Below are 25,356 nucleotides of genomic sequence, written 5' to 3' on the forward strand. Positions count from 1 at the left end.
GGCCACGCCCCAGCGCACGATCTGCTCAGCGCTTGCCGAACAGGTGCTTGCGTTCTTCTTCGCCCATCGGCTTGCCGGCGTCCGGGTTGACCTGCTGGCGCAGGGCGTAGGCGCGCTGGGTGGCGGGCCGTGCGGCAATGGCCTGCTGCCAGCGGTGCAGGTTCGGGAACGCGGCATAGTCGGGCGGCAGCTTGTCGTATGGCCCGATCCACGGGTAGCTGGCCATGTCGGCGATGCTGTATTCGCTACCTGCCAGCCACTCATGCTGCGCCAGCCGCTTGTCCATCACCCCGTGCAGGCGGGTGACTTCATTGCCGTAGCGTTCGATGGCATACGGAATCTTCTCAGGCGCATAGACGGTGAAGTGCCCCATCTGCCCGCTCATCGGCCCCAGCCCGGCCATCTGCCAGAACAACCACTCCAGGGTCTCAACGCGCTCACGGGCGTCGCGCGACAGGAAGGTGCCGGTCTTTTCCGCGAGGTACAGCAGGATCGCGCCGGATTCGAACACGCTCAGCGGTGCGCCGCCGCCGGCGGGTGCGTTGTCGACGATGGCCGGCATCTTGTTGTTCGGCGAGATCGCCAGGAACTCCGGCTTGAACTGGTCGCCGGCCCCGATGTTGACCGGATGGATGCGGTACTCCAGCCCGGCCTCTTCGAGGAACAGGGTGACCTTGTGGCCATTCGGGGTGGGCCAGTAATACAGATCGATCATGGCAGTGGCACTCGGCGAGGATGTCCACCGAGTGTAGAACGCGCACTGGCTTGGCACCGTCATCGCGGGCCAGTACTCTGCGCGCTCTCCTGCAACGCAGCATGCCGTCCATGACCCCTCCGTACCGCCCCAACCCCCTGTCTACGCTGATCTTCGCCTCGCGCTGGCTGCAGCTGCCGCTGTACCTGGGCCTGATCGTTGCCCAGGGCGTCTACGTGTTCCTGTTCGGCAAGGAGCTGTGGCACCTGATCATGGAAGCCGGCCACCTCGGCGAACAGCAGATCATGCTGATCGTGCTGGGCCTGATCGACGTCGTCATGATCTCCAACCTGCTGGTGATGGTGATCGTCGGCGGTTACGAAACCTTCGTCTCGCGCCTGCGCCTGGAAGGCCACCCGGACCAGCCGGAGTGGCTGAGCCACGTCAATGCCAGCGTGCTGAAAGTGAAGCTGGCGCTGTCGATCATCGGTATCTCGTCGATCCACCTGCTGAAGACGTTCATCGCCGCCGGCGCACTGGATGGCCTGCCGTTGTGTCCGCCGGAGCTGATGAACGCCGCTGCGTCTGCCGCCAACATCGGCGCCGCCCGGTGTTCCACCCTGACCTCGACCGGCGTGCTGTGGCAGACCATCATCCATGCCGTATTCATCCTGTCTGCGATCGGTATCGCCTGGACCGACAAGCTGATGAACAGCGGCAATGAGCCTGCCAAGGATGCGCACCGAGCGCACTGAAGGGCACGGCGGCACGTACCCCTGCCCCATCACGGGCACGGGATGCTAGATTGCATCCCTGAGTGAATCTGCCGGCGGCGTCGGGAAACGCCGCCGGCCATCGCCTGGGACCAGTGCCGGGCTTTTCGTACCGTCGTATTCAAGGGGAAGTTGGATGTCGTACGTCAGCAAATCCGTGGTTGTCCGTGCGCGCCTGCTGGCGCCTGCCTTCCTGCTGATGGGCTTGGCGGCCTGCTCCGGCAAGGACGAAACCGCCGCGCCTGCGGCCGATGCCGCCAAGCCCGCTGCCGCCACACCGACCGCGCCCGTGGCGCCGCCTGCGGTGTCCAGCAAGGTACAGGCGATGGGCAGCGAAGAACTGCGTGAATCGGCCAGCCAGGCACTGCGCGAAAACCGCATGTACGCGCCGGCCGGTGACAACGCCATCGAGTACTACCTTGCGCTGCGCGACAAGACCCCGGACGACGCCTCGGTGAAGAGCGCGCTGACCGACCTGCTGCCTTACACCCTGATCGCCGCCGAGCAGAACCTGGCACGCGAAGATTTCGAAGAAGGCCAGCGGCTGATCGCGCTGATCGAGAAAGTCGATCCGAAGGCGCCGGCACTGCCGCGCCTGAAGCAGGGCATCACCCGCGGCGTGGAAGTGGCCGCGCAGCGCACCACGGAAGAAACCGACCGGGTGAAGCGCGAAGCCGAGGCCAAGACCAAGCAGTTGGCCGAGCAGCAGAAGCTGGCCGAACAGCGCACCCGTGAGGCCGCCGCTGCGCAGCAGATCGCCGCGCAGCAGCCCGTCGCTGCACCGGCAGCGCCCGCACCGACCCCGGCACCGGCACCGGCCGCAGCGGACACCGCCCGTCGCGAGGCCGAGCAGCGCCAGCAGCAGGCTGCCGCGCAGGCCGCTGCCGCCGCGCGCCAGACCGCTGCACCCACGCTGCGCCCGGTCAGCACGCCGGCCCCGCGCTACCCGGCCGACGCCCTGCGTTCGAACACGTCCGGCGAAGTATTGGTGGAAATCACCGTAGGCACCGACGGCTCGGTGACCAGTGCGCGCGTGCTGCGCGCCACACCGGCCCGCACCTTCGACCGCGAAGCCCTGAGCGCCGTAAAGCGCTGGCGCTTCGAACCCGTGGCCGCCCCGGTCACCACCCGCCGCACCCTCGCCTTCAGCCCCGGCAACTAAAAAAGGGGACGGAGGGGATTAAGTCGTAATCCCCTCCTTCTGCAGCGCGCGCCATGCCGCGACGGCCGGGTGCGCTGTGCGCTGATACGGATGGGCGACACCGCGGGTCATGCTGTGCTTCCAGCCTGCCTGGAGTGCCCCGCTGATGCCTCGCCATGCCCGTCTGTTGGTCCCCGGCCTGCCTTTCCACGTCGTCCAGCGCGGCGTCAACAAAGGCGCGATATTCTTCGATGATCAGGACCGTGAGCACTTCCTCCGTGTCCTGCACAAAGCGTTCGTAAAATACGGCGTCGCCCTGCACGCCTATGTGCTGATGGGGAACCATGTGCATCTGCTGGCCACGCCGCGCGCGGAAAACTCGCTCGCCTTCGCGATGCGCGCATTGGGCAACGGGTACGTGCAGGCCTTCAACCAGCGCCACGGGCGTTGCGGCCCGCTGTGGCAGGGGCGTTTCCACTCGAGCCTGATCGATCACGACCGCTATCTACTGGCGGTGTACCGCTACATCGAGCTCAATCCGGTGCGGGCGGGGCTGGTGAACCGTGCCGAGCAGCATCGCTGGTCAAGCGTGCACGGCAACCTGGGGCTGCGGCGCGATCCGTTGCTGATGCCACATCCTGCCTACCGAGCGCTGGGCGACACACCCACGGAGACAACTTCGCGCTACCACACGTTCCTGCAGGACAGCCACGCACAGGACGATGCGGACACCATCCGCCAGCACGAACGCAGGCAGTCGCCGCTGGGGGATGAGCGCTTCCTGGAGATGCTGCGCGAAACGCTGGGCCAATCGGTCGCAATGCGGTGTCCCGGCCGCCCTCGCAAAGAGGGCCTGCACGGTACAGGGGCGCGATGAGAAGACGGAGGGAGTCGAAAACGACTTAATCCCCTCCGTCCCCTTTTTTTCAGCCGGAGATCGCGAGGCGTTCCTGCTGGTAGCGGCGGACGGCGGCGTACCAGAGCAGGGCGGCGAGGCCGACGTTGGCGCCGAGGTAGATCGCCCAGATGGTGGGGCTGATGTGCTCGTGGCGGATCACCTTCAGCAGCATCTGGTTCTGCGACAGGAACGGTACGGCGTACTGCCAGAGCACGCTTTTCAGCGGGTACACCATCAGCGCGTAGCTGGGCAGCATCGGCAACAGCATCAGCCAGGTCATGTGGCTCTGCGCCTCTTTCATGCTCTTGGAGGCCGCCGACAGGAAGGTCAGCAGCGAGGTGCCGATCAGCAGCATCGGCAGCATCACCAACAGCATCTGCAGCATCGATCCGAGTCCCATGTTGAGCTGGCGACCGACGCTGCTGTCCGACAGCTGGGCGCTGATCTTGAACGCGGCCAAGGTCAGCAGCAGGGAGACCAGTCCGACCGCACACGCGGCGGCGATCTTGCCGCTGACGATGGCGCTGCGCTTGGCTGGCGTGGCCAGCAGCGGTTCCAAGGACTGCCGCTCGCGCTCGCCGGCGGTGGTATCCATGACCAGGTAGGCGCCGCCAAGGAAGGAGGTGATCGTCAACAGCAGCGGCAGCAGCATCGACAGCATCATGCCCTGCTTGGCTTCGGTCGATGCCATGTCCTGCGAGGCGACGTCCAGCGGACGTGCAACCTGGGCGTCGATACCACGCGCCATCAAGCGCAGCGCGCCGACCTGGCCGTTGTAGGTCTGCAGGGCCGCCTTCAACCGGGCCGTCGGTACATCGGCGGCACGCCGCGTGCTGTCCTGCAGGATCTCCACCAGCGCCGGACGGCCATCGCGCCAGCGTTCATCGAACTCATCGCTGATGCGCAGCGCCACGTCGATGCGCTGGTCGGAAATCGCCTGGTTGAGGTCCTTCGGTGCGTCGGTTGCATTGAGTCCCTGCGCGGCGAGGAAGCGCACCAGGTTCGGCGCGTTCTGTGCGCCGATGGTCGGGATGTCCAGGGGTTGATCTATCTGCGACTTGACCCGGCTTTCGGCGAGTTTGCCCATGCCGAGGATCAGGATCGGGTACAGCAGCGGACCCAACAGCAGGGTCAGCGCCAGCGTGCGGCGATCACGCGAGAGGTCGCGCAGTTCCTTGCGCATCACGGTGAACAACGTGGACATGATGCTCATGCGTGCAGGCCCTCTTCGGTGCCGATCAGTTTGACGAAGGCGTCCTCCAGGTTGCTCTCGCCCGCCTGTTCGCGCAGTTCATCGGCACTGCCGGCGGCCATCACCGTGCCCTTGGCGATGATCACGATGCGATCGCACAGCGCGGCGACCTCCTGCATGATGTGGCTGGAGAAGATCACGCAGCGACCTTCGTCGCGCAGGCCGTGCAGGAAGCGGCGCATGGCCCGGGTGGTCATCACGTCCAGGCCATTGGTCGGCTCGTCCAGGATGACATTGCGGGGGTCATGCACCAGCGCGCGGGCGATGGCGGTCTTGGTGCGCTGGCCCTGCGAAAAGCCATCCGTCTGCCGGTCCAGGATGTCAGCCATGTCCAGTGCGCGCGACAGCGCCTCGGTGCGCTGGGCGATGGTGCCAGCATCCAGCCCATGCAGTTCGCCGAAATAGGCGATGTTCTCGCGCGCGGTCAGCCGCTTGTAGACGCCGCGCGCATCGGGCAGCACGCCCAGTCGGCGGCGCACTTCCGTCGCATCGACATTCGCATCGATGCCATCGACGGTGACACAGCCCTGGTCTGGGCTCATCAAGGTGTACAGCATGCGCATGGTGGTGGTCTTGCCTGCGCCGTTGGGGCCGAGCAGGCCGGTGATGCGACCATCCTCGGCACGGAAGCTGACGTCCTGCACCGCCTGGATGCGGCCAGTCTTGGTATTGAATGCCTTGTGCAGGCCCTCTGCGACGATCATGGTTCCCATCCGTTGAACGAGGTGAACGCCGGCACGTGGCTCAGCGCGTCCAGACAGCCGGCATCCACTGCCTTGGCGTCTGCCGTTTCGATGTACTGCGCCACCACGCGCGGCATGCAGCCTGCGTTGAGGGTGCCGTGGCCCTGGCCGCGGGCGACGATGTGGTGGCCATTGGGCAAGCCTTTCAGCACCTGCTCCGCATAGCGCGGCGGGGTCACCGGGTCCAGCTCGCCCGACAGCAGCAGCACGGATGCGTCACTCTTCAGCGGCACGGCACTGTCGGCCGGGGCCGTGTCGTGGGGCCAGGCTTGGCAGGCAGCGAAGAACATGCCGGCCACGTGCGGGCCGAGCAGTCGATCGCTCTGTGCAGCGGGCTGGAAGCGCGGCGCGTCTTCGCTGCAGATCACCGACCACTGCATGCCGCGGTTGATCTGGAGGTCGACCGCGCGTGATGCATTGCGGCTGAGTGCGGCCAGTGGCGCATACCGCCCATGCGCGGCCTCATCCAGCACGACCGGCAGCAAGGACGACAGCTCCGGCATGTAGGAGAACGCAAACGCCAGCCCGATCACGCTGTCTGGACTGAGCACGTCCTGCCGCGCTTCGGCGGTGGCCGGATCCCGGTAGTCCACCGTCACCGGTGCCGCGGCAAGCGCATCCATCACGGTGCGCAGCTGGGTGCGCGTATTGACCGGGAAGCGCTTGGCGCAGGCCGCGTCTTTGATGCACTGCGCGGACTGCAGGATGATCGCGTCTTCGAAGGTGTTGGCGAAATCACCGCCGACCACCAGGTCGTTGGGCACCACGCCGTCGATGACCACGCTGCGGACGTGCTGCGGGTAGCGGGCGAGATAGTGCTGTGCCACGCGGGTGCCGTAAGAGCCGCCGACCAGGTTCAGCTGCTGCGCGCCAAGCGCCTTGCGCACCGCGTCCAGATCGTCAATGGCCTGCGAGGTGGTGTAGAAGCGCGGGTCCGCGCGGCCCTGCAGCGACGCAGCACACCGGCCGGCGTACGCGCGGACGTTGGCTTCGGTGGGTTCGGCCTTCTCGTCCATCGGCAGCTCTTTGCCGTCGGCACCCAGGCAGCTCAGTGGATTGGAGCCACCGGTGCCCCGCTGATCGACCAGGAAGATGTCGCGTTGCTTGCCCACCAGGCGCAGCGCGGTGCTGACGGGCAGCGCGACCTCGCTGGCCGCCTGTCCCGGGCCGCCGGCAATGAAGAACACCGGATCCGGCAGGCCGGTAGCGTTGTTGTCCGCCGGCAGCCAGGCAATGCGCAGGTCGATCCGGCGGCCGTCCGGCGCAGCCGGATTCTCCGCAACCGGCAAGGTGCCGCACTGGGCTTCGACATTGGCCGAGGCCACCGAGCCGCTCAACGTGCAGGGCTTGAACTCGATCTGCCCGTAGTGGCGTCCGGTGCCGTCGCCGTCGCCCGCAGAGGGCGGCGCGCTGCAGGACGCGCACAGGACACTGGCCAACACCCCGGCCAGTTTCAGGTGGATTCTGGACATCTTCCTTGCTTCCCCTTGCTGATGGTCATGCAAACGGGACGGGGCCCGATCGCGGATGTGACCAAGTTACACCGAAGGGTGGCAGCGCCGCGATGGGCGGTGGCGGCGAGATGCGGCGTTTCAATGGGTTTGGGTTTGGGTTCCGACTTGGATCTGGACGCTGATTTGGTTTCGGACGCGGCGTTGGCTCTGCATTCGGCTTCGGACGTCTCGTTGGCTCTGCATTCGGCTTCGGACGTGGAGGTGGCTCTGGACTTGGCTTCGGACGTGGACTTGGCTTCGGACGTGGACTTGGCTTCGGACGTGGACTTGGCTTCGGACTTGGTAGCGCCGACTTCAGTCGGCTGCGGTAAGAAGAGCAGCCGACTGAAGTCGGCTCTACCCTGAGATATTTTCCCGCGCATTTCCCCGTGCATTCCCATGCACTCCGCATGCATTTCGCCGTGAATCCCCCCATCCATTCCCGTGCATTCCGCGGTCATTCCTCTGGCACATTTCGCGGGCATTCCCCACGCCTTCCTCGGGAATTTCTCGGCCATTCCGCGATCGTTCCTCGAGCATCCACCCGAGCCACGGGCAGCGCGGCGGTGCGCCGTACAATGTCAGTCCGCCTGCAGCAGGATCCTTCCCATCAGCCAGCCGATGTCCATCGACCGGATCAGCTTGACCACCCTGCGGTTGTTCGTCGCGGTGGCCGAAGAGGGATCACTGACCCGCGCGGCCGAGCGCGAAGCCATCGCCACGTCCGCCGCCAGCCGTCGCCTGAACGATCTGGAAAGCGGGCTGGACGTTGCGCTGTTCACCCGCAACTCGCGCGGCATGCAGCTCACCCTGGCCGGCGAGAGCCTGCTGCAGCACGCGCGCCGCATGCTGCTGGCCGCGGCAGCATTGTCGTCGGAGCTGCTGGAGTACCGCCGTGGCATCCGCGGGCACATCCGCATGTTGGCCAACTTGTCGGCCATCGTGGCTTACCTGCCGGAAGCGCTGGAGCAGTTCTTCCTGACCCATCCGGACCTGCGCATCGAGCTCGAAGAGCGGCCTACCGGCGGCGTGGTGCGCGGCATCCAGGAAGGGTGGGCGGAGATCGGCGTGTGCTCCGGCGATGGCGAACTGGGAGAGCTGACCGCGCTGCCGTTCCGCCGCGATCGGCTGGTCATGCTGATGCGCCCGGACCACCCCCTGGCGGGCGGGGGTCCGCTCGCGTTCGCCGATACGCTGGGCTACGACCAGATCGCGCTGCATGCGGAGAGTTCCATCTTCACCCGTTCGCAGATGGCCGCACGTGATGCGGGCCGGGCGTTGCGACGGCGCATCCACGTGCCGGGTTTCGATGCGATCTGCCGCACGGTGCAGGCCGGCCTGGGCATCGGCGTGGTGCCGGAGCCCGTGTTCGCCCTGTTTGGGCGGGCGATGAACCTGCACATCGAGCCGCTCACCGACGGGTGGGCCCAGCGTGAGCTGAAACTGGTCTGGCGCGGCGATCGGCCCCTGTCCACCGCCGCCCAACAGCTGGTGGAGCACCTTCGACTAAAGGCGTAGGCGTTCGCGATATGCGAACGCTTTTTCGTCAGAAAGGCATGGCGCCGCCTGCATCAGCGACCTACCCTGCGGACCTGCTTCCTGGGAGGGTTGATGATGTCCGGTCCATTGCATGGCATCCGTGTTGTTGAATTCGGAACACTGATCGCAGCGCCGTTCGCCGCGCGCCTGTTCGCCGAATTCGGCGCGGACGTGATCAAGATCGAGTCGCCCGATGGCGGCGACCCCTTGCGCAAATGGCGCAAGCTGCATGGCGATACCTCGCTGTGGTGGTCGCTGCAGGCACGCAACAAGAAGTCCGTCGCGCTGGACCTGAAGTCCGTCGAAGGCGCCGAGGCCGCACGCCAGCTCGCGGCGAGTGCCGACGTGGTGATCGAGAACTTCCGTCCCGGCGGCCTGGAAAAGCTGGGCCTTGGCTGGGACGTGCTGTCCGCGCTGAACCCCGACCTGATCATGGTGCGCATCTCCGGCTACGGCCAGGATGGCCCCTACCGCGATCGGCCGGGCTTTGGTGCGATCGGCGAAGCGATGGGCGGCATCCGCTACACCACCGGCGATCCGAGCACACCGCCCGCCCGAGTGGGGATCAGCCTGGGCGACTCGCTTGCATCGCTGCATGGGGTGATGGGCGCACTGATGGCCCTGCTGCGGGTGAAGACCGGGCAAGGCCGTGGCCAGGTGGTGGATGTGTCGCTGGTGGAAAGCGTGTTCAACCTGATGGAGAGCCTGGTGCCGGAACATGCCATGTTCGGCACGGTGCGCGAGCGCACCGGCGGCGCGCTGCCCGGTATCAGCCCCTCCAACACCTACCCGACGGCCGATGGCAGCTTCGTGGTGATCGCCGGCAACAGCGATCCGATTTTTCGCCGTTTCATGCAGGCCATCGGCCGCAATGATCTGGCTGCGGATGCCGCACTGGCCACCAATCCCGGCCGCGTGCTGCGCAACGCGGAGCTGGACGCGGCGATCACCCACTGGACCAGCGGCCTGCACATCGATGCCGTGCTGGCGGCATTGGACGCGGCCGACGTGCCGGCCGGACGCATCTATTCGGCCGCCGACATCGTCGCCGACCCGCACTACCGTGCACGCGGGATGCTGCTGGAAACCACCCTGCCCGACGGCCAGCCGATCACCCTGCCGGGCATCGTGCCGAAGCTGTCTGAAACGCCGGGGCAGATGCACTGGACCGGCCCCGCGCTGGGTGAACACACCGATCAGGTACTGACGGAACTGGGTATGGCCGCCGATGCCATCGCCGCCGCCAGTGGCCGGGGAGCACGCGCATGAACGCCGACCGCCGCTTGATCGTGCAGGAAGTCTGCCTGCGCGATGGCCTGCAGATTGAACCGGTGTTCGTCCCCACCGCAGAAAAGATCCGCCTGGGTGACGCCTTCAGTGCGCTGGGCTTCGAACGCATCGAGGTCAGCAGCTTTGTTTCACCGAAGGCCGTGCCGGCCCTTGCCGATGCGGCCGAGGTGTTCGCCGGCCTGCAGCGCGCTTCGGGAACCGTCTACGTGGCGCTGGTGCCGAACCTGAAAGGTGCCGAGCGCGCGCTTGCCGCCGGCGCGGACGAGCTCAACCTGGTGATGTCCGCCGGCCAGACCCATAACCTGGCCAACATGCGCATGACCACCGAGGAAAGCTTCGCCGGCTTCGCGCAGATCGCCGGGTTGCCGAGGGGCGAGACACGGCTCAATGGCACCGTGGCCACCGCGTTCGGGTGCCCGTTCGACGGCGACCAGCCAGTGCCGAAGGTGCTCGATCTGGTCCGCCGCTACCTTGACCTGGGCTGCACCGGCATCACGCTGGCCGACACCACGGGCATGGCCAATCCACGCCAGGTGGCCGCCTTGGTGGAGCAGGCCTTGAAGCTGGTCGCGGCCGATGCGTTGACCCTGCATTTCCACAACACCCGCGGACTGGGACTGGCCAATGTGATCGCCGCCTTCGATGCAGGCGCACAGCGCTTCGATGCCGCACTGGGTGGGCTGGGCGGCTGCCCGTTCGCGCCCGGTGCATCGGGCAACATCTGTACCGAAGACCTGGTCGCGATGTGCGAAGAGATGGGGATTGCAACCGGGTTGGACCTGCCCGCGCTGATCACCCTGTCGCGCGGCTTGCCGGCGCTGGTAGGCCACGACACCGCCGGCCAGGTGGCCAAGGCAGGACGCGTGCGCGACCTGCATCCGGCTCCACCGGGACTGCGCGCCGCGTAACCCTTTCGACCTTTCACAGCGGGCCACGGCTCCGCTCTACAGAACACGCTTCATTCCTGGGAGGGAATCATGCACGAGTGGTTTGTGCTGGCGAACGCCTTGTTCGCCATCCTGTTGATCGTCCTGTTGATCATCTACTTCAAGGTCAACCCGATGATCGCGCTGATCGCCGGCCCGCTGTATCTGGGCCTGTCATCCGGGCTGGGGTTCGGCCCGACCATCGAGGCGATCACCGACGGCTTCGGCGACCTGATGGGCAAGATCGGCCTGCTGATCGGCTTCGGCGTGATGATCGGCGCCTTCCTGCACCGCATGGGGGCCTTCCAGCAGGTGGTGCGCCTGCTGGTCCGTACCTTCAAGCCCACGCAGATGCCGTATGCGTTCGCCACGATCCTGACGTCCATCTTCCCGCCGATCTACACCGACGTGCTGCTGCTGATGTCCGCGCCACTGGCACGTGCCACCGCCAAGCGAATGGGCGGCGATGCGCTGCCGAAGATGGCCGGTGCAGTCGGCGTGGGCATCTACCTCGCGCTGACCATGGTGGTGCCGGGCGTGGCCGCGCTGGCGCTGTCGGCGGTGCTGGACGTGGAGCTGGGGACGATGCTGCTGGTCGGCCTGGCGATTGCGGTCCCGACCGTGTTCCTGACCTTGTGGGGGTTCCACTTCCTGCTGCGTCGCGGGTTCTGGAATCCAGACACCGATGAACTGCCCGATGACCAGGCACCGGCCGTGGTCGCCGCCGAGATCAAGGACGAAGACAACGCGGTACCGCTGAAGTTGTCGCTGCTGCCGATCATCGTGCCGCTGCTGATGATCGCCACCGGCGCACTGGATCGTGCACTGGGCCTGGACATCCCGGCGCTGGCAGCCGTGGGCAACTCGACGTTCGCGCTGTTCTGCGGCCTGGTGCTGGCCTTCGTCATCGCCCGCTTCACCGTCCCTGCGCACGACCGCAGTGGTGCGGTGACCGACGCGTTCAAGGAAAGCGGTCAGATCCTGCTGCTGACCGGTGTGGCCGGCTCGTTGTCCGCGGTGGTGGCCACCACCGGGTTGGGCGACATCCTGTCGGGCTACTTCAGCGCCAACTCGGCCGCACCGCTGTTGCTGGTGTGGGTGGTGGCCGCCATCCTGCACATCGCGATCGGCTCGGTATCTGCCTCGGCCATCACCGCCGCCAGCATGCTGGCCCCGGCGCTGCATTCGCTGGACGTGCCACCGGTGCTGGTCGCCTTGGCGGCAGGCTCCGGGTCGCTGTTCCTGGTGCATGTCACCAGCAACACGTTCTGGCTGATGCAGACCACCTTCGGCATGACCCTGCGCGGCACGCTGAAGACCTTGAGCCTGCCGGTTTCACTGGCCTCGGTGGTATCGCTGCTGTTGATCCTGGTGGCCAGCGCGCTGTTCTGATCCGTTCTTCCATCTGTGTACGGCGGAGGGGCCGGACTCATGAAACTTGCACGCACTTCTTCATTCATCTGCCTCGGGCTGGCCAGTGCATCGGCACTGGCCGCCGATGACCAAGGTTTCCTGGCCGGCGCGAGCGCCGACCTGACCGCAACCAACTTCTATTACAACCGTGATTTCCGCAGCGGCAGTGGCCAGGGCAAGCGCGAGGAATGGGCGCAGGGCTTCCTGCTGGAGGCGCGCAGCGGCTACACGCCGGGCGTGATCGGTTTCGGCATCGACGTGCTGGGGCTGGCCGACTTCAAACTGGATGGTCTGCGGTCTGAAGTGGGCACCGGCATCCTGCCCTACAACGAAGACGGCGCACGCTCGGCGTTCGGCCGCATCGCCGTGACCGGCAAGGCGAAGGCCGGACCTGCCGAGCTGCGCGTGGGCAGCCACATCGCCTCGGACCTGCTGCTGAAATCCAACACCAGCCGCCTGCTGCCGCAGACCTTCGAGGGTGCGACGCTGGGCGCCCGTTGGGGCAACGGTCTGGAACTGGGCTATTCGCGCTTCGACCGTTCCTGGTATCGCGACGGCACCGAGCGCGTGGACCTGACCATCACCAACAAGGACCGCCGTTTCAGCAGGACCCCGGAGTCAGATGGCTTCCAGTTGTTCAGCGCTTCGTGGGCCCCGGATGACCGCTTCAAACTGCACGTCGAGCATGGCGAACTGCGGGACCTGTACCGCCAACAGGTTGCCTCGGTACAGTTCAAGCAGCCGCTGCCGTTGGGCAAGCTGAGCACCGAAGTGCGCTACTACGTGTCCGATGACGTGGGTCCTGCGCTGGCCGGTGTGATCGACAACCGGGCGCTCAACGGACTGGTGGCGTGGCAGCACGCCGGCCAGGAATTCGCGGTCATGTGGCAGGACATGCGTGGCGACACGGCGATGCCGTTCGTCGGCGGCACCGATGGCAACGTGTCCAACTGGACGTTCATCAACGACTTCATGGAACGCGACGAACGCAGCTGGCAGCTGCGGTACCAACTGGACGGCAAGCAGATCAACGTGCCCGGCCTGAAGTTCCTGCTGCGCTACGTGAAAGGCGACAACGCGCGCCCGGCCACATTCGCGGGCGAGGGCCGGCAATGGCAGCGTGATTTTGAAATCGGCTATACCTTCCAGAGCGAGGCGCTGAAGCACCTGTCGATCCGCTGGCGCAACGGATTCTTCCGGTCGAACTACCAGCGTGATGCCGAAGAAAACCGCGTGATGGTGGTGTACGACGTACCGCTGTGGGCGGGCCAGGGCTAGAAGCGCGAAGCAACGGCAACGGCAACGGCAACGGCAACGGCAACGGCAACAGCAAGTGCAACAGCAACGGCAAGGGCCTGCAGGGCTGTGGGTTGGGCGGGGCAGGGTGGGTTGCCGGGGGACGGCAAAAACTGCGTCCATGCGGGCCTTGTTTCGCTCCATCCATGGCGCTCAACACCCCCGCCAACCCACCCTGCCCCACCTTCGACAGGTCCATGGTGGCCATGGGACCTGCGGGCATCGGTAGCGCCGACCCATGGTCGGCGAGCGCAGCGGGCCGTTAGCGGGAATATTCCGCCGACCATGGGTCGGCGCTACCGCAGGCGTCGTTACCCGTCTGGTGGAGGGAGCCCCTGAGTCAGGGGCGGCCGCGAAGCGGCGGGGTGTGGGTGCTGGTGAGACGGGGCCCGCGGTTTGCGCAGCAAAGCGTGGGAGCGGCAGCGCGAATGCGATGACGTGGACCCCGCCATGGATGGCGCGAAATGAGGCCCGCATGGATGCGGCCCTTGCCGTCCCCCGACCAGTCCCACCGCCCGGCCCAGCCGCAGCAGCCTTGCAGCAGCCCTCCGCGAGGGGGTCTCACCCGTTCGCCGACCTACTTGCTGGAAACGTACTTCTCGCGGCGGATCTGCGGGTTGCCCAGGCCGGCTGCCTTCAGCGCTTCGACACAGGTGTCCACCATGTCCGGGTTGCCGCACAGGTAGGCGATGTCCGTGGCCGCATCCGGCGCGACGTCCGCCAGCTGCTGCTGCACATAGCCATGGCGCACGTCCGGCCCCGGCGCAGCCGGCAACTCGCGCGACAGGCACGGCACATAGCGGAAGTTCGGGTGCGCCGCCGCGAAGGCGTCGAAGTCCTCGCTGTACAACAGCTCGGCCGGCGTCCGCGCACCCTGCAGCAGCACGACCTTCACCCCGCGCTCGGCCATCGCCGTTGCCAGCAGGGGCAGCATGGAGCGGTACGGGGTGACGCCGGTGCCGGTGGCGATCAGCAGGTAGCGGCCGTTATGGTCACCCGGCTGCAGGCAGAACCGGCCGTATGGGCCGCTGGCGCTGAGCTGGCCGCCGATATCCAGGCCCTCGAACAGGGCCGTGGCGGCCCCGCCGGGCACGAAACTCACCGCGATATCCACTGCCTCGCCCGGCCCGAGGGCATGATCGTGGATCGTCGCCAGCGAGTAGCTGCGCTTGGTCTCGGTGCCATCGGCGTACTGGAAGTGGACCTGGATGAACTGGCCGGGCTGGAAATCCAGCGGCTGGCCGTCATCGCGGAGGAACTGATAATGGCCGACGGTGGGCGCCAGCATGCGGCGGTCGACCAGCTTGATGGGAAATTGGACAGGCACGGCGATGGGAACAGTGTGTAGCCGGGGCGAGCCCGTGGGGGGATCTATAATAGCCCCCCCTGAACCCCTCCATGCGCCACCTGCCGGCGCAAAGGCTTCGAGCTTGGCTTCCCTGAACGACAACGCGCCCGCCCTGCGCGTGCGCGACCTGCGCAAGACCTACGACAACGGCACCGTGGCGCTGAAGGGCGTTTCCCTGGAAGTGGCCCCGGGCGACTTCTTCGCCCTGTTGGGCCCGAACGGCGCCGGCAAGTCGACCCTGATCGGCATCGTCAGCTCGCTGGTGAACCTCAGCGATGGCCAGGTGGAGGTGTTCGGCACCGACCTGGTGCGTGAGCGCAGTGCCTCGATGCGGCTGATCGGCCTGGTCCCGCAGGAGATCAACTTCAACCTGTTCGAAAAGCCGTTCGACATCCTGGTGAACTACGCCGGCTTCTACGGCGTGGACCGGGCCGAAGCGGAAAAGCGCGCCGAAGAAGAGCTCAAGCGCGCCCATCTGTGGGGCAAGGCACAGGTGATGAGCCGCACCCTGTCCGGCGGCATGAAGCGCAGGCTGATGATCGCCCGCGCGATGATGACCCGCCCGCGCCTGCTGATCCTGGACGAGCCGACCGCCGGCGTGGACATCGAGATCCGCCGCGACATGTGGCGGGTGCTGCAGGAGATCAACGTCGCCGGTACCACCATCATCCTCACCACCCACTATCTGGAAGAAGCCGAGCACCTGTGCCGCAACCTGGCCATCATCAACCACGGCCAGATCGTCACCCAGGGCCCGATGCGTGAGCTGCTGGCCAAGCTGGACGTGGAAGGCTTCCTGTTCGACATCGACGGCGTGCTGCCGGCGGAGTTGCCGCAGATCGAGGGCGCGACCCTGACCGCCACCGACGGCCACACGCTGGACATCGACATGCCACGGGCGATGGACCTCAACCGCGTGTTCGCCGCACTCAATGCGTCGGGTATCCGCGTGCGGTCCATGCGCACCAAGAGCAACCGCCTGGAGGAGCTGTTCGTACGGCTCACCGGCAACCAGGAGAACGTGGCATGAGCACCACCCCGACCCCCGTACTGACCGACGGGCAACGCAACCGCATCGCGCTGGCCACCGTGGTCCGCCGCGAAGTGGCGCGCATCCTGCGCATCTGGGGCCAGACCCTGGTGCCGCCGGCGATCACCATGACCCTGTACTTCTTGATCTTCGGCGGCCTGATCGGCTCGCGCGTCGGGGAGATGGGCGGCTACAGCTACATGCAGTTCATCGTGCCGGGCCTGGTGATGATGAGCGTGATCCAGAACAGCTACGGCAACATCAGCTCGTCGTTCTTCGGCGCCAAATTCGGCCGCCACGTGGAAGAGCTGCTGGTCAGCCCAATGCCCAACTGGGTGATCCTGTGGGGCTACGTGGCCGGCGCAGTGCTGCGCGGGCTGATGGTGGGCGTGATCGTGCTGATCATCGCCATGTTCTTCACCCCCGTGCGTATCCCGCACCCGTTGGTGACGCTGACCACGGTGCTGTTGGGCGCGACGATCTTCTCGCTGGCCGGCTTCATCAATGCCGTGTACGCGAAGAAGTTCGATGACGTGGCCATCGTGCCGACCTTCATCCTGACCCCGCTGACCTACCTGGGTGGCGTGTTCTATTCGGTGAAGCTGCTGCCGGGCTGGGCCGAGGCCGCCACGCATGCCAACCCGATCTTCTACATGGTCAACGCGTTCCGTTATGGCCTGCTGGGCACCAGCGATGTACCGCTGTGGGTGGCCTATGCGCTGATGATCGGCTTCGTGGTCGCGCTGACCTTCGTGGCCCTGTGGCTTCTGCGCCGGGGCGTCGGCCTGCGGAGCTGACACACTGACCGTCATGTTTCCCGAACTTGGAGTGACCTGCAGATGCGCATCCTGATCCTTGGCGCCGGTGGTACGGGCGGCTATTTCGGCGGACGCCTGGCCCAGGCCGGCGTCGACGTCACCTTCCTGGTGCGCCCGGCGCGTGCAGCCCAGCTGCAGCGCGACGGGCTGGTGATCCGCAGCCCGCTGGGCGATGCCGCGTTCGCGGTACAGCACGTCACCGCCGAGATCCTGCCGGCGCTGGTCGCCGAGCGCCCCTTCGACCTGGTGGTGCTGAGCTGCAAGGCCTATGACCTGGACAGTGCGATCGAGGCCATCGCGCCGGCGGTCGGCACGCGCGCCAGCGTGCTGCCGATCCTCAACGGCCTGCGCCATTACGCCGCGTTGGATGCACGCTTCGGCCGCGATGCGGTGCTGGGCGGCCTGTGCTTCATCAGCGCCACCAAGGATGAAGACGGCGCCATACGGCACCTGGCCAAGGCCGCGAGGCTGACCTTCGGCGAGCGCGACGACGTTGGACTCAGTGCGCGCGTGCTGGCGCTGGCGGCGGCCTGTGTGCAGGCCGACGTGGACCATGTCGCGAGCGAGGATATCGCCCAGGAGCAGTGGATCAAGTACACCTTCCTGACCGCGTTGGCGGCGGCCACCTGCCTGCGACGCGCCGACATCGGCACGATCGTGGCCGGCGACGGCGGCGATGCGTTTCTGCGTGGCCTGTACGCCGAGTGCGTGGCGGTCGCCGAGGCGTCGGGTGAGCCGATCCCCGCCGCCGCGCAGGAGACTGCACTCGGCGCGTTGACCCAGCCGGGCTCCGCCCTGAAGGCGTCGATGCTGCGCGACCTGGAAGCCGGACAGCAGGTGGAAGCCGATCACATCGTGGGCGACATGGTGGCGCGTGCTCGGGCTTTCGGCCAGCCCGCCCCCCTGCTGGCAGAGGCGTACGCGCAGCTGCAGGCCTATCAGGCCGAGCGCGCAGGCTGACGGCGATGCACGACGTGCGCGCCCTGCCCCGCCAGGTGCTGATCCTGGGCATGGGCTACAGCGGGCGGTTGCTGGCCACCCGGCTGCAGTCGCTTGGGGTACAGGTCAGCGGCACAGTGCGCGATCCTGCCGCCGCGCCGCTGGACGGGCTGACCCGCCATGCGCTGGTCGCTGGCCGTGATCCGGACGCGCCGCTGCTGGCCGCCGTGGATCAGGCCGACGCTGTGCTGAGCAGCGTGCCGCCCGATGCCGACGGCGACCCGGCGCTGCGGGTGCTCCACGATGCCCTGCAGGCCAGTTCGGCCCTGCGCTGGGTCGGTTATCTGTCATCGACGGGCGTGTATGCCAACCGCGATGGCGGCTGGGTCGACGCGCGGTCCGAGGCCGATGGTCGCAGCGGCGCAGCGCTGCATCGACTGCGTGCTGAAGCGCAGTGGCAGGCGTTGGCCACGGCGCGCACGCTCGATTCAGCGGTATTCCGCCTGCCTGCGTTGTATGGGCGCGGCCGCAATGCACTGGTGCAGCTGGCCGAAGGCCGAGCACGGCAGGTGCTGCGACCGGGGCTGGTGTTCAACCGCCTGCACATCGAAGATCTGGCCGCCGTCATCATCGCAGCGTTGCGGCAGCCAAGCGGGCATACGTTGTACCTGCCTGCAGACGATGAACCTTCCCCACCCCAGGACGTGCTGGCCTACGCCGCACGCCTGAGCGGGCGGCCCATGCCGCCGGCGCAGGCGTGGGACGATGCCTCGGTCAGCCCGACGCTGCGGCGCTTCTACGAAAGCAACAAGCGCATCGACAGCCGCGAAACACGGGCCCTGCTGCAGTGGCAACCCCGTTTCCCCAGCTACCGGGAAGGGCTGCAGGACGCGTGGGTGCACGGCGACGGGCGTCAGTAACGCCCCGCCACGCTCGGCGGAACCTCCGCCATCACCCCGGCAAGCGGAAGAACGCCCGCGCGGCCGCCGTGGCATTCGCTGCGACGACCTCCACCGCTTCACCGCGATCCCGCGCAAGTTCTTCGACGATGTGGGCCAGGTACATCGGCTCGTTGCGACGGTCCTTCGGCATCGGCTTCAGTGACCGCGGCAGAAGGTAGGGCGCGTCGGTTTCAATCATCAAGCGATTGGCCGGGATGTGCTTGACCAGATCGCGCAGGTGCGCGCCACGGCGCTCGTCGCACAGCCAGCCGGTGATGCCGATGTACCAGTCCTGGTCCAGGTAGTCGAACATTTCCTGCCGTTCGCCGGTGAAGCAATGCACTACCGCCGCGCCGATGCGGCCCTCGAAGTTCTTCATCTGCGCCATGAAATCGTCGTGCGCATCACGCTGATGCAGGAACAGCGGCTTGCGTCCGCCGTCCGCAGCGCTGACCTCCGAGGCCAGCTGCAGCTGCCGCTCGAAGGCGCGGTGCTGCGCCGGGCGCGGGGCGAAATCGCGGAAGTAATCCAGCCCGCACTCGCCCACGGCCACGACCTCGGCGTGCGCGTGCAGCGCGCGCATCTCGGCATCGCATTCGTCGGTGTATTCCACCGCATGGTGGGGATGCACGCCGGCCGTGGCGTACAGGAAACCGGGATGCTGGCGGGCCAGCTGCAGGGCCAGCGGCGAGTGCTCGCGGCTGGCACCGGTGATGACCATCTGTGCCACGCCCGCCTCGCGGGCACGCGCCAGCACGGCATCGCGGTCACGGTCGAAGGAGTCATGGGTCAGGTTGGCGCCGATATCGATCAGTTGCATGGTCATCGCTGTGGGGAAAACGCCGCGCCATTGTACCCGTGGGCCCGTGCGCCCTTATCCTTGCAGGATGAGTACCCCGCACTTCCCGATTTCGTCGCTGTTGCCGCAGGTGCTGGATGCGTTGGCGGCGCACCCCCGGCTGGTGCTGGAGGCCCCCCCGGGGGCCGGCAAGACCACCCAGGTACCGCTGGCGCTGCTTGATGCCCCCTGGCTGCAGGGCAGGAAGATCATCCTGCTGGAGCCGCGCCGCGTCGCGGCGCGCAGTGCCGCGCAGTTCATGGCGCGCCAGCGCGGCGAGGACGTCGGTGACACGGTGGGCTACCGCATCCGCTTCGACAACAAGGTGTCGGCGCGGACGCGCATCGAGGTGGTGACCGAAGGCATCCTGACCCGGATGCTGCAGGACGACCCGATGCTGGAGGGCGTCGGCGCGATCCTGTTCGACGAATTCCATGAGCGGCATCTCAGTGGTGACCTGGGCCTGGCGCTGGCGCTGGATGTGCAGGCACAGCTGCGCGACGACCTGCGCCTGGTGGTGATGTCGGCAACGCTGGATGGCGAACGGCTTGCCCACTTCCTCGACGCGCCGCGTCTGTCCAGCGAGGGGCGCAGCTTTCCGGTGGAGGTCAGCCATTTCCCGGCACGCCGCGACGAGCTGCTGGAACTGCAGGTCCGCCGCGCGGTGCAGCAGGCGTTGGCCAGCCATCCCGGCGATGTGCTGGTGTTCCTGCCCGGACAGCGCGAAATCCAGCGCGTACTGGTGGGTCTGCAGGACAGCGTGGACAACGGCACCGAGGTGCTGCCGCTGCACGGTGAGCTGCCGGTGGAACAACAAGGGCGCGTCCTGCAGCCCGCCACCGATGGCCGACGACGCGTGGTGCTGGCCACCAACGTGGCCGAATCATCGGTCACCCTGCCCGGGGTGCGCGTGGTGATCGATAGTGGCCTCGCACGCGAGCCGCAGTACGATCCCAACAGCGGCTTCACCCGTCTGGACGTGGTGCACATCGCGCAGGCCTCGGCCGACCAGCGCGCCGGTCGCGCCGGTCGCGTCGCCAGCGGGTGGGCATGGCGGCTGTGGCCGCAGTCGCAGCGGCTGGAGCCCCAGCGCAGGGCGGAGATCGAACAGGTGGAACTGGCCGGCCTGGCGCTGGAGCTGGCGGCGTGGGGCAGCAGCGACCTGCGCTTCGTCGACGCGCCGCCGGCCGGACCGTTGGCCGCCGCGCGGGAGCTGCTGCAGCGTCTGGGGGCGTTGTCGTCCGGCAACGCGATCACGGCGCAGGGCCGTCGCATCCTGGCATTGGGCACACACCCGCGATTGGCCTCGATGCTGCTGGCGGCCGATACGGCAGGCGAGCAGGCGCTGGCTGCCGACGTCGCCGCGCTGCTGGAGGCGCGCGATCCGCTGCGCCAGGGCGGTGACGGGCTGGCCGCGCGCTGGCGTGCCTTGGCCGCATTCCGCTCCGGCCGCGCGCCCCACGATGCGAACCGCAGTGGGCTGGCCGCCATCGATGCGGCCGCGAAGCAATGGCGCCGACGCCTGCGCTGCAATGCCGTGCCGCCCACCAGCATCGAAGCGCATCGACTGGGCGACCTGCTGGCCCACGCCTTCCCCGACCGCATCGCGTACCGACATCCCAACGACCCGCTGCGTTACCTGCTTGCCAACGGCCGCAGCGCGCGCCTGCACGAACTCAGCGACCTGCGCGGCGAGCCGTGGCTGGTGGCCAGCGAGCTGCGCTTCGAGGCACGCGGTGATGCGTTGCTGCTGCGCGCTGCACCGGTGGATGAGCAGTACCTGCGCCGCGCATTTCCGGCGGGCTTCGTCACCGAGGACATCGTGCGCTGGGACGCCGATCGACGCGCGCTGGTCGCGCTGCGGGAAAGCCGTTTCGACCGCATCGTCTTCGACAGCCGGTCGGCGGGGCGCGTCGATCCCGCCCATGCCGCCGCCGCGCTGACCGAGGCAGTGGCCGAACTCGGGCTGCAGGCCCTGCCGTGGACCGACGGCCTGCGCCAATGGCAGGCGCGCGTGCAGGGGCTGCGCCGCTGGATGCCCGAACTCGGCTTGCCGGATGTCGGCGATGCCGCGCTGCTGGCCAGTCGCGCCACGTGGCTGCAGCCTGCCTTTCGCGGTAAGACCCGGCTGGATGCTCTGGATGAGGCCAGCTTTGGCGAGGCACTGAAAACACCGATGGACTGGTCGCAGCGCGAGCTGGTGGAGCGCCATGCACCGACCCGCATCCGTGTGCCGTCCGGGCAGGAGCGCGCGATCAGCTACGCCCTGGACAGCGAGACCGGCGAGCCCGTGCCCCCGGTGCTCGCGGTGAAGCTGCAGGAGCTGTTCGGCCTGGCAGATACGCCACGGATGGCCGACAACCGTGTCGCCCTTACCCTGCATCTGCTGTCGCCGGGCGGACGTCCGCTGCAGGTCACCCAGGATCTGCGCAACTTCTGGGCGAACACCTATGCGGAGGTGAAAAAGGAGATGAAGGGGCGGTATCCGCGCCATCCTTGGCCGGAGGACCCGTGGACGGCCACGGCAACGCACCGCGCCAAACCCCGCGGGACGTAGCCTGGTCATCAGGAGGTGCGGGATTCCTGAATGGCGGCCATGGAGTCACGCCATCGGCCCGCTTGCCTGACATGCCGTTTACAGCGACCGCGCGACACTGGAGTCCGACCCGAGGCAAAGGACCCTACATGAGCAGACTGACCGTAATCACCGACCGTGCACTGGAACGCGCCCTTGACCTGGCCCACAGCGCCGGCGACGGCATCAAGCACGCAGGCGGCAACCTGGGCGGCAGCCTGCGTCATTTCGGGCCGACCGCTGCAGATTGGCTGAAGACCGGCGCCGCGCTGGGTGCCGTAAAGACCGGTGGCCGGATCGCGACCAAGGCCGTGCGCCGTAACCCGGCGGTGACGATCGCGGCAGCAGCGGTGGGCGTGGGCCTGCTGGGCTATGCGCTGTACCGCAAGCAGCAGAAGAAGAAGCTGGAAGGCGGTCATGTCGTCAACAGCCAGGCCAAGCGCGTGGCCGCCCGTGACCGTCGTGCCAACACGGTGGTGGACGAGCACAGCGATATCGGCAGCGATGCCTGAGCCGACGGGGTGGATCGATGATCCGCCTCCCGTTGTCCGCAACATCGCAGTAACGAAGGGCGTGGTGCAGACCGCGCCCTTCGTCGTTTGCGCGTCAGTCCACCTGCCGCCATTGGCCAGGCTGCAGGTCATCCAGCCGATACGGCCCAATGGCCGCCCGCACCAGCCGCAGGGTCGGCAGACCGACCGCTGCGGTCATCCGACGAACCTGACGGTTGCGCCCTTCGCGCAGGGTCACGGCCAGCCACGCGTCGGGCACGCTCTTGCGGAAACGTACCGGCGGATCGCGCGGCCACAGGGCGGGGGTAGGTATGGATACGGCACTGGCAGGCAGCGACGGGCCATCATTGAGCACCACGCCACGCCGCAACTGCTCGAGCTGGTCGTCGGTCGGCTCCCCTTCCACCTGCACCCAGTAGGTCTTATCGGCCTTGTGCCGTGGGTCGGTCAACCGATGCGCCAGGCCACCATCGTCGGTCAGCAGCAGCAGGCCTTCACTGTCATGGTCCAAGCGACCGGCGGCATATACCTTCGGCGGCAGGCCGAACCCGGCGAGGGTCGGGCGCGGCGGTACGCTGCGGTCAGTGAACTGGCAGAGCACGTTGAAAGGTTTGTTGAAAAGGATCAGGGCCATCAGTGCAGGGCTCGGTCCTGGCCGGCATTGCGATGCGTGCCCGGACGGACAGCACATCCACCGGGCAGGCGTGGCAGGAGGAAAGTACGTCAAGTCTGACGCATGCCGTCCCATCCGTCACAGGGCCTGCCGGCGGAGTGCGGCGGGTGCCCGTGCAAGGCACCCGCCACATCGCGTCATCCTGGATCAGCTACGCGGCTTGATGAAGCGCAGCGTCATGCGGTCGCTCTCACCGATTGCCTTGTACTTCGCGGCGTCGGCGGCGTCATGGTTGTTGGACGGTGGCAGGGTCCACACGCCGTTGGGATGATCCTTGGTGTCGCGCGGGTTGGCGTTGATCTCGCTGCTCGCGTCCAGCGTGAACCCTGCGGCCTTGGCCATGGCGATCACCTGCTGCTGTCCCACGTAGCCGGTGTCATCGTCATCGCCGACGTCGGCCTTCGCACGGTGCTCCACCACGCCCAGCACGCCACCCGGCTTCAGTACCTCGTAGAAGCCCTTGAACATGCCCGGCGCCTGGCCGGACTTGCGCCAGTTGTGCACGTTGCGGAAGGTCAGCACCACGTCGGCCGAACCCGGCTTGCCGAACACCGGGGCGGCCGGGTTGTAGGCGACCTCGGCCGATTTGTCGAACTGCGCCGGCGCGGCGCCGAACTTTTTCTGCAGGCCCTCGCGGCTGCGCTGCTGGTAGTCACGTCCACGTCCTTCCGGTACGGACATCGGATCCACGACGGCGGCCACGTACTGGCCCTGCTGGCGCACCAGCGGTGCCAGGATCTCGCTGTACCAGCCGTTGCCCGGGGTGATTTCGATGACGGTGCTGGTCGGCGTCACCTTGAAGAACGACAGCGTCTGCGCCGGATGGCGGTAGGCGTCGCGGGTGATGTTGGCCGGATCGCGCGTAGCGGACTTCACCGCCGCCTCGATCACCGGGGATGCCTGCATATTCGCTGCGCCGGGGTTGGCAACAGGCGACAGGGCGTGCGCCGGTGCGGCAAGCACCATGGCCAGGGCAAGGCAACAGGCAGATGCGTTCAACAGGGTTTTCATGGATCGGCTCCCGCGGATGGTGGGCGCAGACTAGCAGCCGAGGCGCGCAGGGTGTTCACATAGCGTTATCGCAGCGCACGCGTGCGCAACACAGTTTTGTGGTCACTGCCGCAGCGCGGTCATGCGACACGATCTATGCTGGATGCTCGGTTATCCAGGAGACCTTCGCATGACAGCAACCCGCGAACTCGGCCGCTCCGGCCTGCAGGTGCATCCCATCGCGTTCGGCGGCAATGTATTCGGATGGAGTGCGGATGAGAAGCAGACCTTCGCCCTGCTGGATGCGTTCGTCGATGCAGGGTTCAATCTGGTCGATACCGCCGATGCCTATTCTGCGTGGGTGCCCGGCAACCAGGGCGGTGAGTCGGAGACACTGATCGGCAGGTGGTTCACCCGCAGCGGCAAGCGCGACAAGGTCGTGCTGGCCACCAAGGTGGCGAAGTGGTCCGAGCGTCCCGGTCTGTCCCCTGACAACATCAACGCCGCGGTGGAGGACTCCCTGCGCCGCCTGCAGACCGATCACATCGATCTGTACCAGGCGCACGAGGATGACGAGTCCACACCGCTGGAGTCCACGCTGGGTGCGTTCGCCCGGTTGATCGAGCAGGGCAAGGTGCATGCGATCGGTGCCTCCAACTACAGTGCATCGCGCCTTGCGGACGCCCTGGAGGTCTCGGCGAACTACCACCTGCCCCGTTATGAAAGCCTGCAGCCGGAGTACAACCTGTACGACCGGGTCGGCTACGAATCGGAACTGGAAGCGCTGGTGGAGCGCGAACAGATCGGGGTGATCAGCTATTACTCGCTGGCCAGTGGTTTCCTCAGTGGCAAGTACCGCCGCGCCGAGGATGCCGCCAAGAGCCCCGCGCGTGGCAAGAGCGTGGTTGAAAAATATCTCAATCCGCGCGGCCAACGCATCCTGACTGCGCTGGATGACATCGCCAGTCGGCATGCCGCGACGGCATCCCAGGTGGCACTGGCGTGGCTGATCGCACGTCCCTCGATCACCGCCCCGATCGTCAGCGCGACCAGCGTGGAGCAGCTGCACGACGTGCTGGCGGCGGCCCGCGTTGCCTTGTCCGCACAGGATGTCGCCGAGCTGGATCAGGCCAGCGCGCAGGGCTGAAACGCCCGCTGCAGGCCATCGCACCGCAGGCGAACCGGTGCGTGGCTCATGCTGGTTCCTCCTCGCGGGGTTGAATGGCGGCGATCT

General features: G+C 67.1%; 23 protein-coding genes. 15 read left to right on the top strand and 8 right to left on the bottom strand.

Annotated features, from left to right (window positions below; all coding sequences use genetic code 11):
- Positions 1-25: 25 nt before the first annotated feature.
- Positions 26-715 (bottom strand): glutathione S-transferase N-terminal domain-containing protein, encoded by a 690-nt coding sequence (locus ABRP17_RS07370; RefSeq protein ID WP_188325364.1) that lies wholly within the window; start codon positions 713-715, stop codon positions 26-28.
- Positions 716-825: 110 nt separating this feature from the next.
- Here ABRP17_RS07370 and ABRP17_RS07375 point away from each other — a divergent pair, with 110 nt between their 5' ends.
- The 3 genes from ABRP17_RS07375 (at position 826) to ABRP17_RS07385 (ending at position 3,485) form a co-directional block, all read left to right on the top strand.
- Positions 826-1,449 (top strand): TIGR00645 family protein, encoded by a 624-nt coding sequence (locus ABRP17_RS07375; protein ID WP_192082160.1) that lies wholly within the window; start codon positions 826-828, stop codon positions 1,447-1,449.
- Between the two features lie 154 nt (positions 1,450-1,603).
- Entirely contained in the window at positions 1,604-2,629 is a 1,026-nt protein-coding gene (locus ABRP17_RS07380) for an energy transducer TonB (RefSeq protein WP_349986659.1), read from the top strand.
- Positions 2,630-2,774: 145 nt separating this feature from the next.
- Complete coding sequence (locus ABRP17_RS07385; RefSeq protein ID WP_349986661.1) at positions 2,775-3,485, top strand: transposase; 711 nt, start codon at positions 2,775-2,777, stop codon at positions 3,483-3,485.
- Between the two features lie 49 nt (positions 3,486-3,534).
- Here ABRP17_RS07385 and ABRP17_RS07390 read toward each other — a convergent pair whose 3' ends face one another.
- The 3 genes from ABRP17_RS07390 to ABRP17_RS07400 are packed head-to-tail and all read right to left on the bottom strand — an operon-like array spanning position 3,535 to position 6,973.
- Complete coding sequence (locus ABRP17_RS07390) at positions 3,535-4,719, bottom strand: ABC transporter permease (protein WP_192082157.1); 1,185 nt, start codon at positions 4,717-4,719, stop codon at positions 3,535-3,537.
- Positions 4,716-5,462, bottom strand: coding sequence for an ATP-binding cassette domain-containing protein (locus ABRP17_RS07395; RefSeq protein ID WP_349986663.1), 747 nt, complete (start codon positions 5,460-5,462; stop codon positions 4,716-4,718). The genes ABRP17_RS07390 and ABRP17_RS07395 overlap by 4 nt, the downstream gene beginning before the upstream one ends.
- Complete coding sequence (locus ABRP17_RS07400) at positions 5,459-6,973, bottom strand: alpha/beta fold hydrolase (RefSeq protein WP_349986665.1); 1,515 nt, start codon at positions 6,971-6,973, stop codon at positions 5,459-5,461. The genes ABRP17_RS07395 and ABRP17_RS07400 overlap by 4 nt, the downstream gene beginning before the upstream one ends.
- Before the next feature lie 642 nt (positions 6,974-7,615).
- Between ABRP17_RS07400 and ABRP17_RS07405 the strand changes: the two genes are divergently transcribed.
- The 5 genes from ABRP17_RS07405 (at position 7,616) to ABRP17_RS07425 (ending at position 13,440) form a co-directional block, all read left to right on the top strand.
- Positions 7,616-8,512, top strand: coding sequence for a LysR family transcriptional regulator (locus tag ABRP17_RS07405; RefSeq protein WP_349986667.1), 897 nt, complete (start codon positions 7,616-7,618; stop codon positions 8,510-8,512).
- Between the two features lie 96 nt (positions 8,513-8,608).
- Positions 8,609-9,802 (top strand): CaiB/BaiF CoA-transferase family protein, encoded by a 1,194-nt coding sequence (locus tag ABRP17_RS07410; RefSeq protein WP_349986669.1) that lies wholly within the window; start codon positions 8,609-8,611, stop codon positions 9,800-9,802.
- The gene (locus ABRP17_RS07415) at positions 9,799-10,731 is read left to right on the top strand and encodes a hydroxymethylglutaryl-CoA lyase (protein WP_349986671.1); all 933 of its coding nucleotides are present in this window, start codon (positions 9,799-9,801) and stop codon (positions 10,729-10,731) included. The genes ABRP17_RS07410 and ABRP17_RS07415 overlap by 4 nt, the downstream gene beginning before the upstream one ends.
- Positions 10,732-10,800: 69 nt before the next feature.
- Positions 10,801-12,141, top strand: a complete 1,341-nt coding sequence (locus tag ABRP17_RS07420; RefSeq protein ID WP_188325373.1) for a GntP family permease — start codon at positions 10,801-10,803, stop codon at positions 12,139-12,141.
- Positions 12,142-12,180: 39 nt separating this feature from the next.
- A complete protein-coding gene (locus tag ABRP17_RS07425; RefSeq protein ID WP_349986673.1) occupies positions 12,181-13,440 on the top strand; it encodes an OprD family outer membrane porin in 1,260 nt (419 codons plus the stop codon).
- 595 nt (positions 13,441-14,035) lie between these two features.
- Here ABRP17_RS07425 and ABRP17_RS07430 read toward each other — a convergent pair.
- Positions 14,036-14,785 carry a ferredoxin--NADP reductase gene (locus tag ABRP17_RS07430; protein WP_349986581.1) on the bottom strand — a complete coding sequence of 250 codons (750 nt, stop codon included), beginning with the start codon at positions 14,783-14,785 and terminating at the stop codon, positions 14,036-14,038.
- 103 nt (positions 14,786-14,888) lie between these two features.
- Between ABRP17_RS07430 and ABRP17_RS07435 the strand changes: the two genes are divergently transcribed.
- Genes ABRP17_RS07435 through ABRP17_RS07450 form a run of 4 tightly spaced genes read left to right on the top strand, consistent with a single transcriptional unit; the run spans position 14,889 to position 18,513 of the window.
- Positions 14,889-15,836, top strand: coding sequence for an ABC transporter ATP-binding protein (locus ABRP17_RS07435; protein WP_188325376.1), 948 nt, complete (start codon positions 14,889-14,891; stop codon positions 15,834-15,836).
- Positions 15,833-16,633: an ABC transporter permease gene (locus ABRP17_RS07440; protein ID WP_188325377.1), complete on the top strand. Its 801-nt coding sequence runs from the start codon at positions 15,833-15,835 to the stop codon at positions 16,631-16,633. Before ABRP17_RS07435 ends, ABRP17_RS07440 begins: the two co-directional genes overlap by 4 nt.
- 42 nt (positions 16,634-16,675) lie before the next feature.
- A complete protein-coding gene (gene panE, locus ABRP17_RS07445) occupies positions 16,676-17,614 on the top strand; it encodes a 2-dehydropantoate 2-reductase (RefSeq protein ID WP_349986583.1) in 939 nt (312 codons plus the stop codon).
- A 5-nt stretch (positions 17,615-17,619) separates the two neighbouring features.
- Positions 17,620-18,513, top strand: coding sequence for an NAD-dependent epimerase/dehydratase family protein (locus ABRP17_RS07450; RefSeq protein ID WP_349986584.1), 894 nt, complete (start codon positions 17,620-17,622; stop codon positions 18,511-18,513).
- A 31-nt stretch (positions 18,514-18,544) separates the two neighbouring features.
- Here ABRP17_RS07450 and ABRP17_RS07455 read toward each other — a convergent pair whose 3' ends face one another.
- Complete coding sequence (locus ABRP17_RS07455) at positions 18,545-19,354, bottom strand: TatD family hydrolase (RefSeq protein ID WP_349986585.1); 810 nt, start codon at positions 19,352-19,354, stop codon at positions 18,545-18,547.
- A 67-nt stretch (positions 19,355-19,421) separates the two neighbouring features.
- On the opposite strand from ABRP17_RS07455, the gene hrpB reads away from it, so the two are divergent.
- Positions 19,422-21,929 carry an ATP-dependent helicase HrpB gene (gene hrpB / locus ABRP17_RS07460; protein WP_349986586.1) on the top strand — a complete coding sequence of 836 codons (2,508 nt, stop codon included), beginning with the start codon at positions 19,422-19,424 and terminating at the stop codon, positions 21,927-21,929.
- A 128-nt stretch (positions 21,930-22,057) separates the two neighbouring features.
- Entirely contained in the window at positions 22,058-22,459 is a 402-nt protein-coding gene (locus ABRP17_RS07465; protein ID WP_188325382.1) for a hypothetical protein, read from the top strand.
- A gap of 94 nt (positions 22,460-22,553) precedes the next feature.
- Here the strand turns inward: ABRP17_RS07465 and ABRP17_RS07470 are convergent, their stop codons facing one another.
- Together ABRP17_RS07470 and ABRP17_RS07475 are read right to left on the bottom strand one after the other, a co-directional pair.
- Complete coding sequence (locus tag ABRP17_RS07470) at positions 22,554-23,093, bottom strand: pseudouridine synthase (RefSeq protein ID WP_349986588.1); 540 nt, start codon at positions 23,091-23,093, stop codon at positions 22,554-22,556.
- Positions 23,094-23,279: 186 nt separating this feature from the next.
- Positions 23,280-24,143, bottom strand: a complete 864-nt coding sequence (locus ABRP17_RS07475) for a class I SAM-dependent methyltransferase (RefSeq protein WP_372486926.1) — start codon at positions 24,141-24,143, stop codon at positions 23,280-23,282.
- 169 nt (positions 24,144-24,312) lie between these two features.
- Here ABRP17_RS07475 and ABRP17_RS07480 point away from each other — a divergent pair, with 169 nt between their 5' ends.
- The gene (locus tag ABRP17_RS07480; RefSeq protein ID WP_349986589.1) at positions 24,313-25,269 is read left to right on the top strand and encodes an aldo/keto reductase; all 957 of its coding nucleotides are present in this window, start codon (positions 24,313-24,315) and stop codon (positions 25,267-25,269) included.
- Positions 25,270-25,356: the final 87 nt, after the last annotated feature.

Source organism: Stenotrophomonas sp. WHRI 8082 (assembly GCF_040223995.2).
GTDB lineage: Bacteria > Pseudomonadota > Gammaproteobacteria > Xanthomonadales > Xanthomonadaceae > Stenotrophomonas.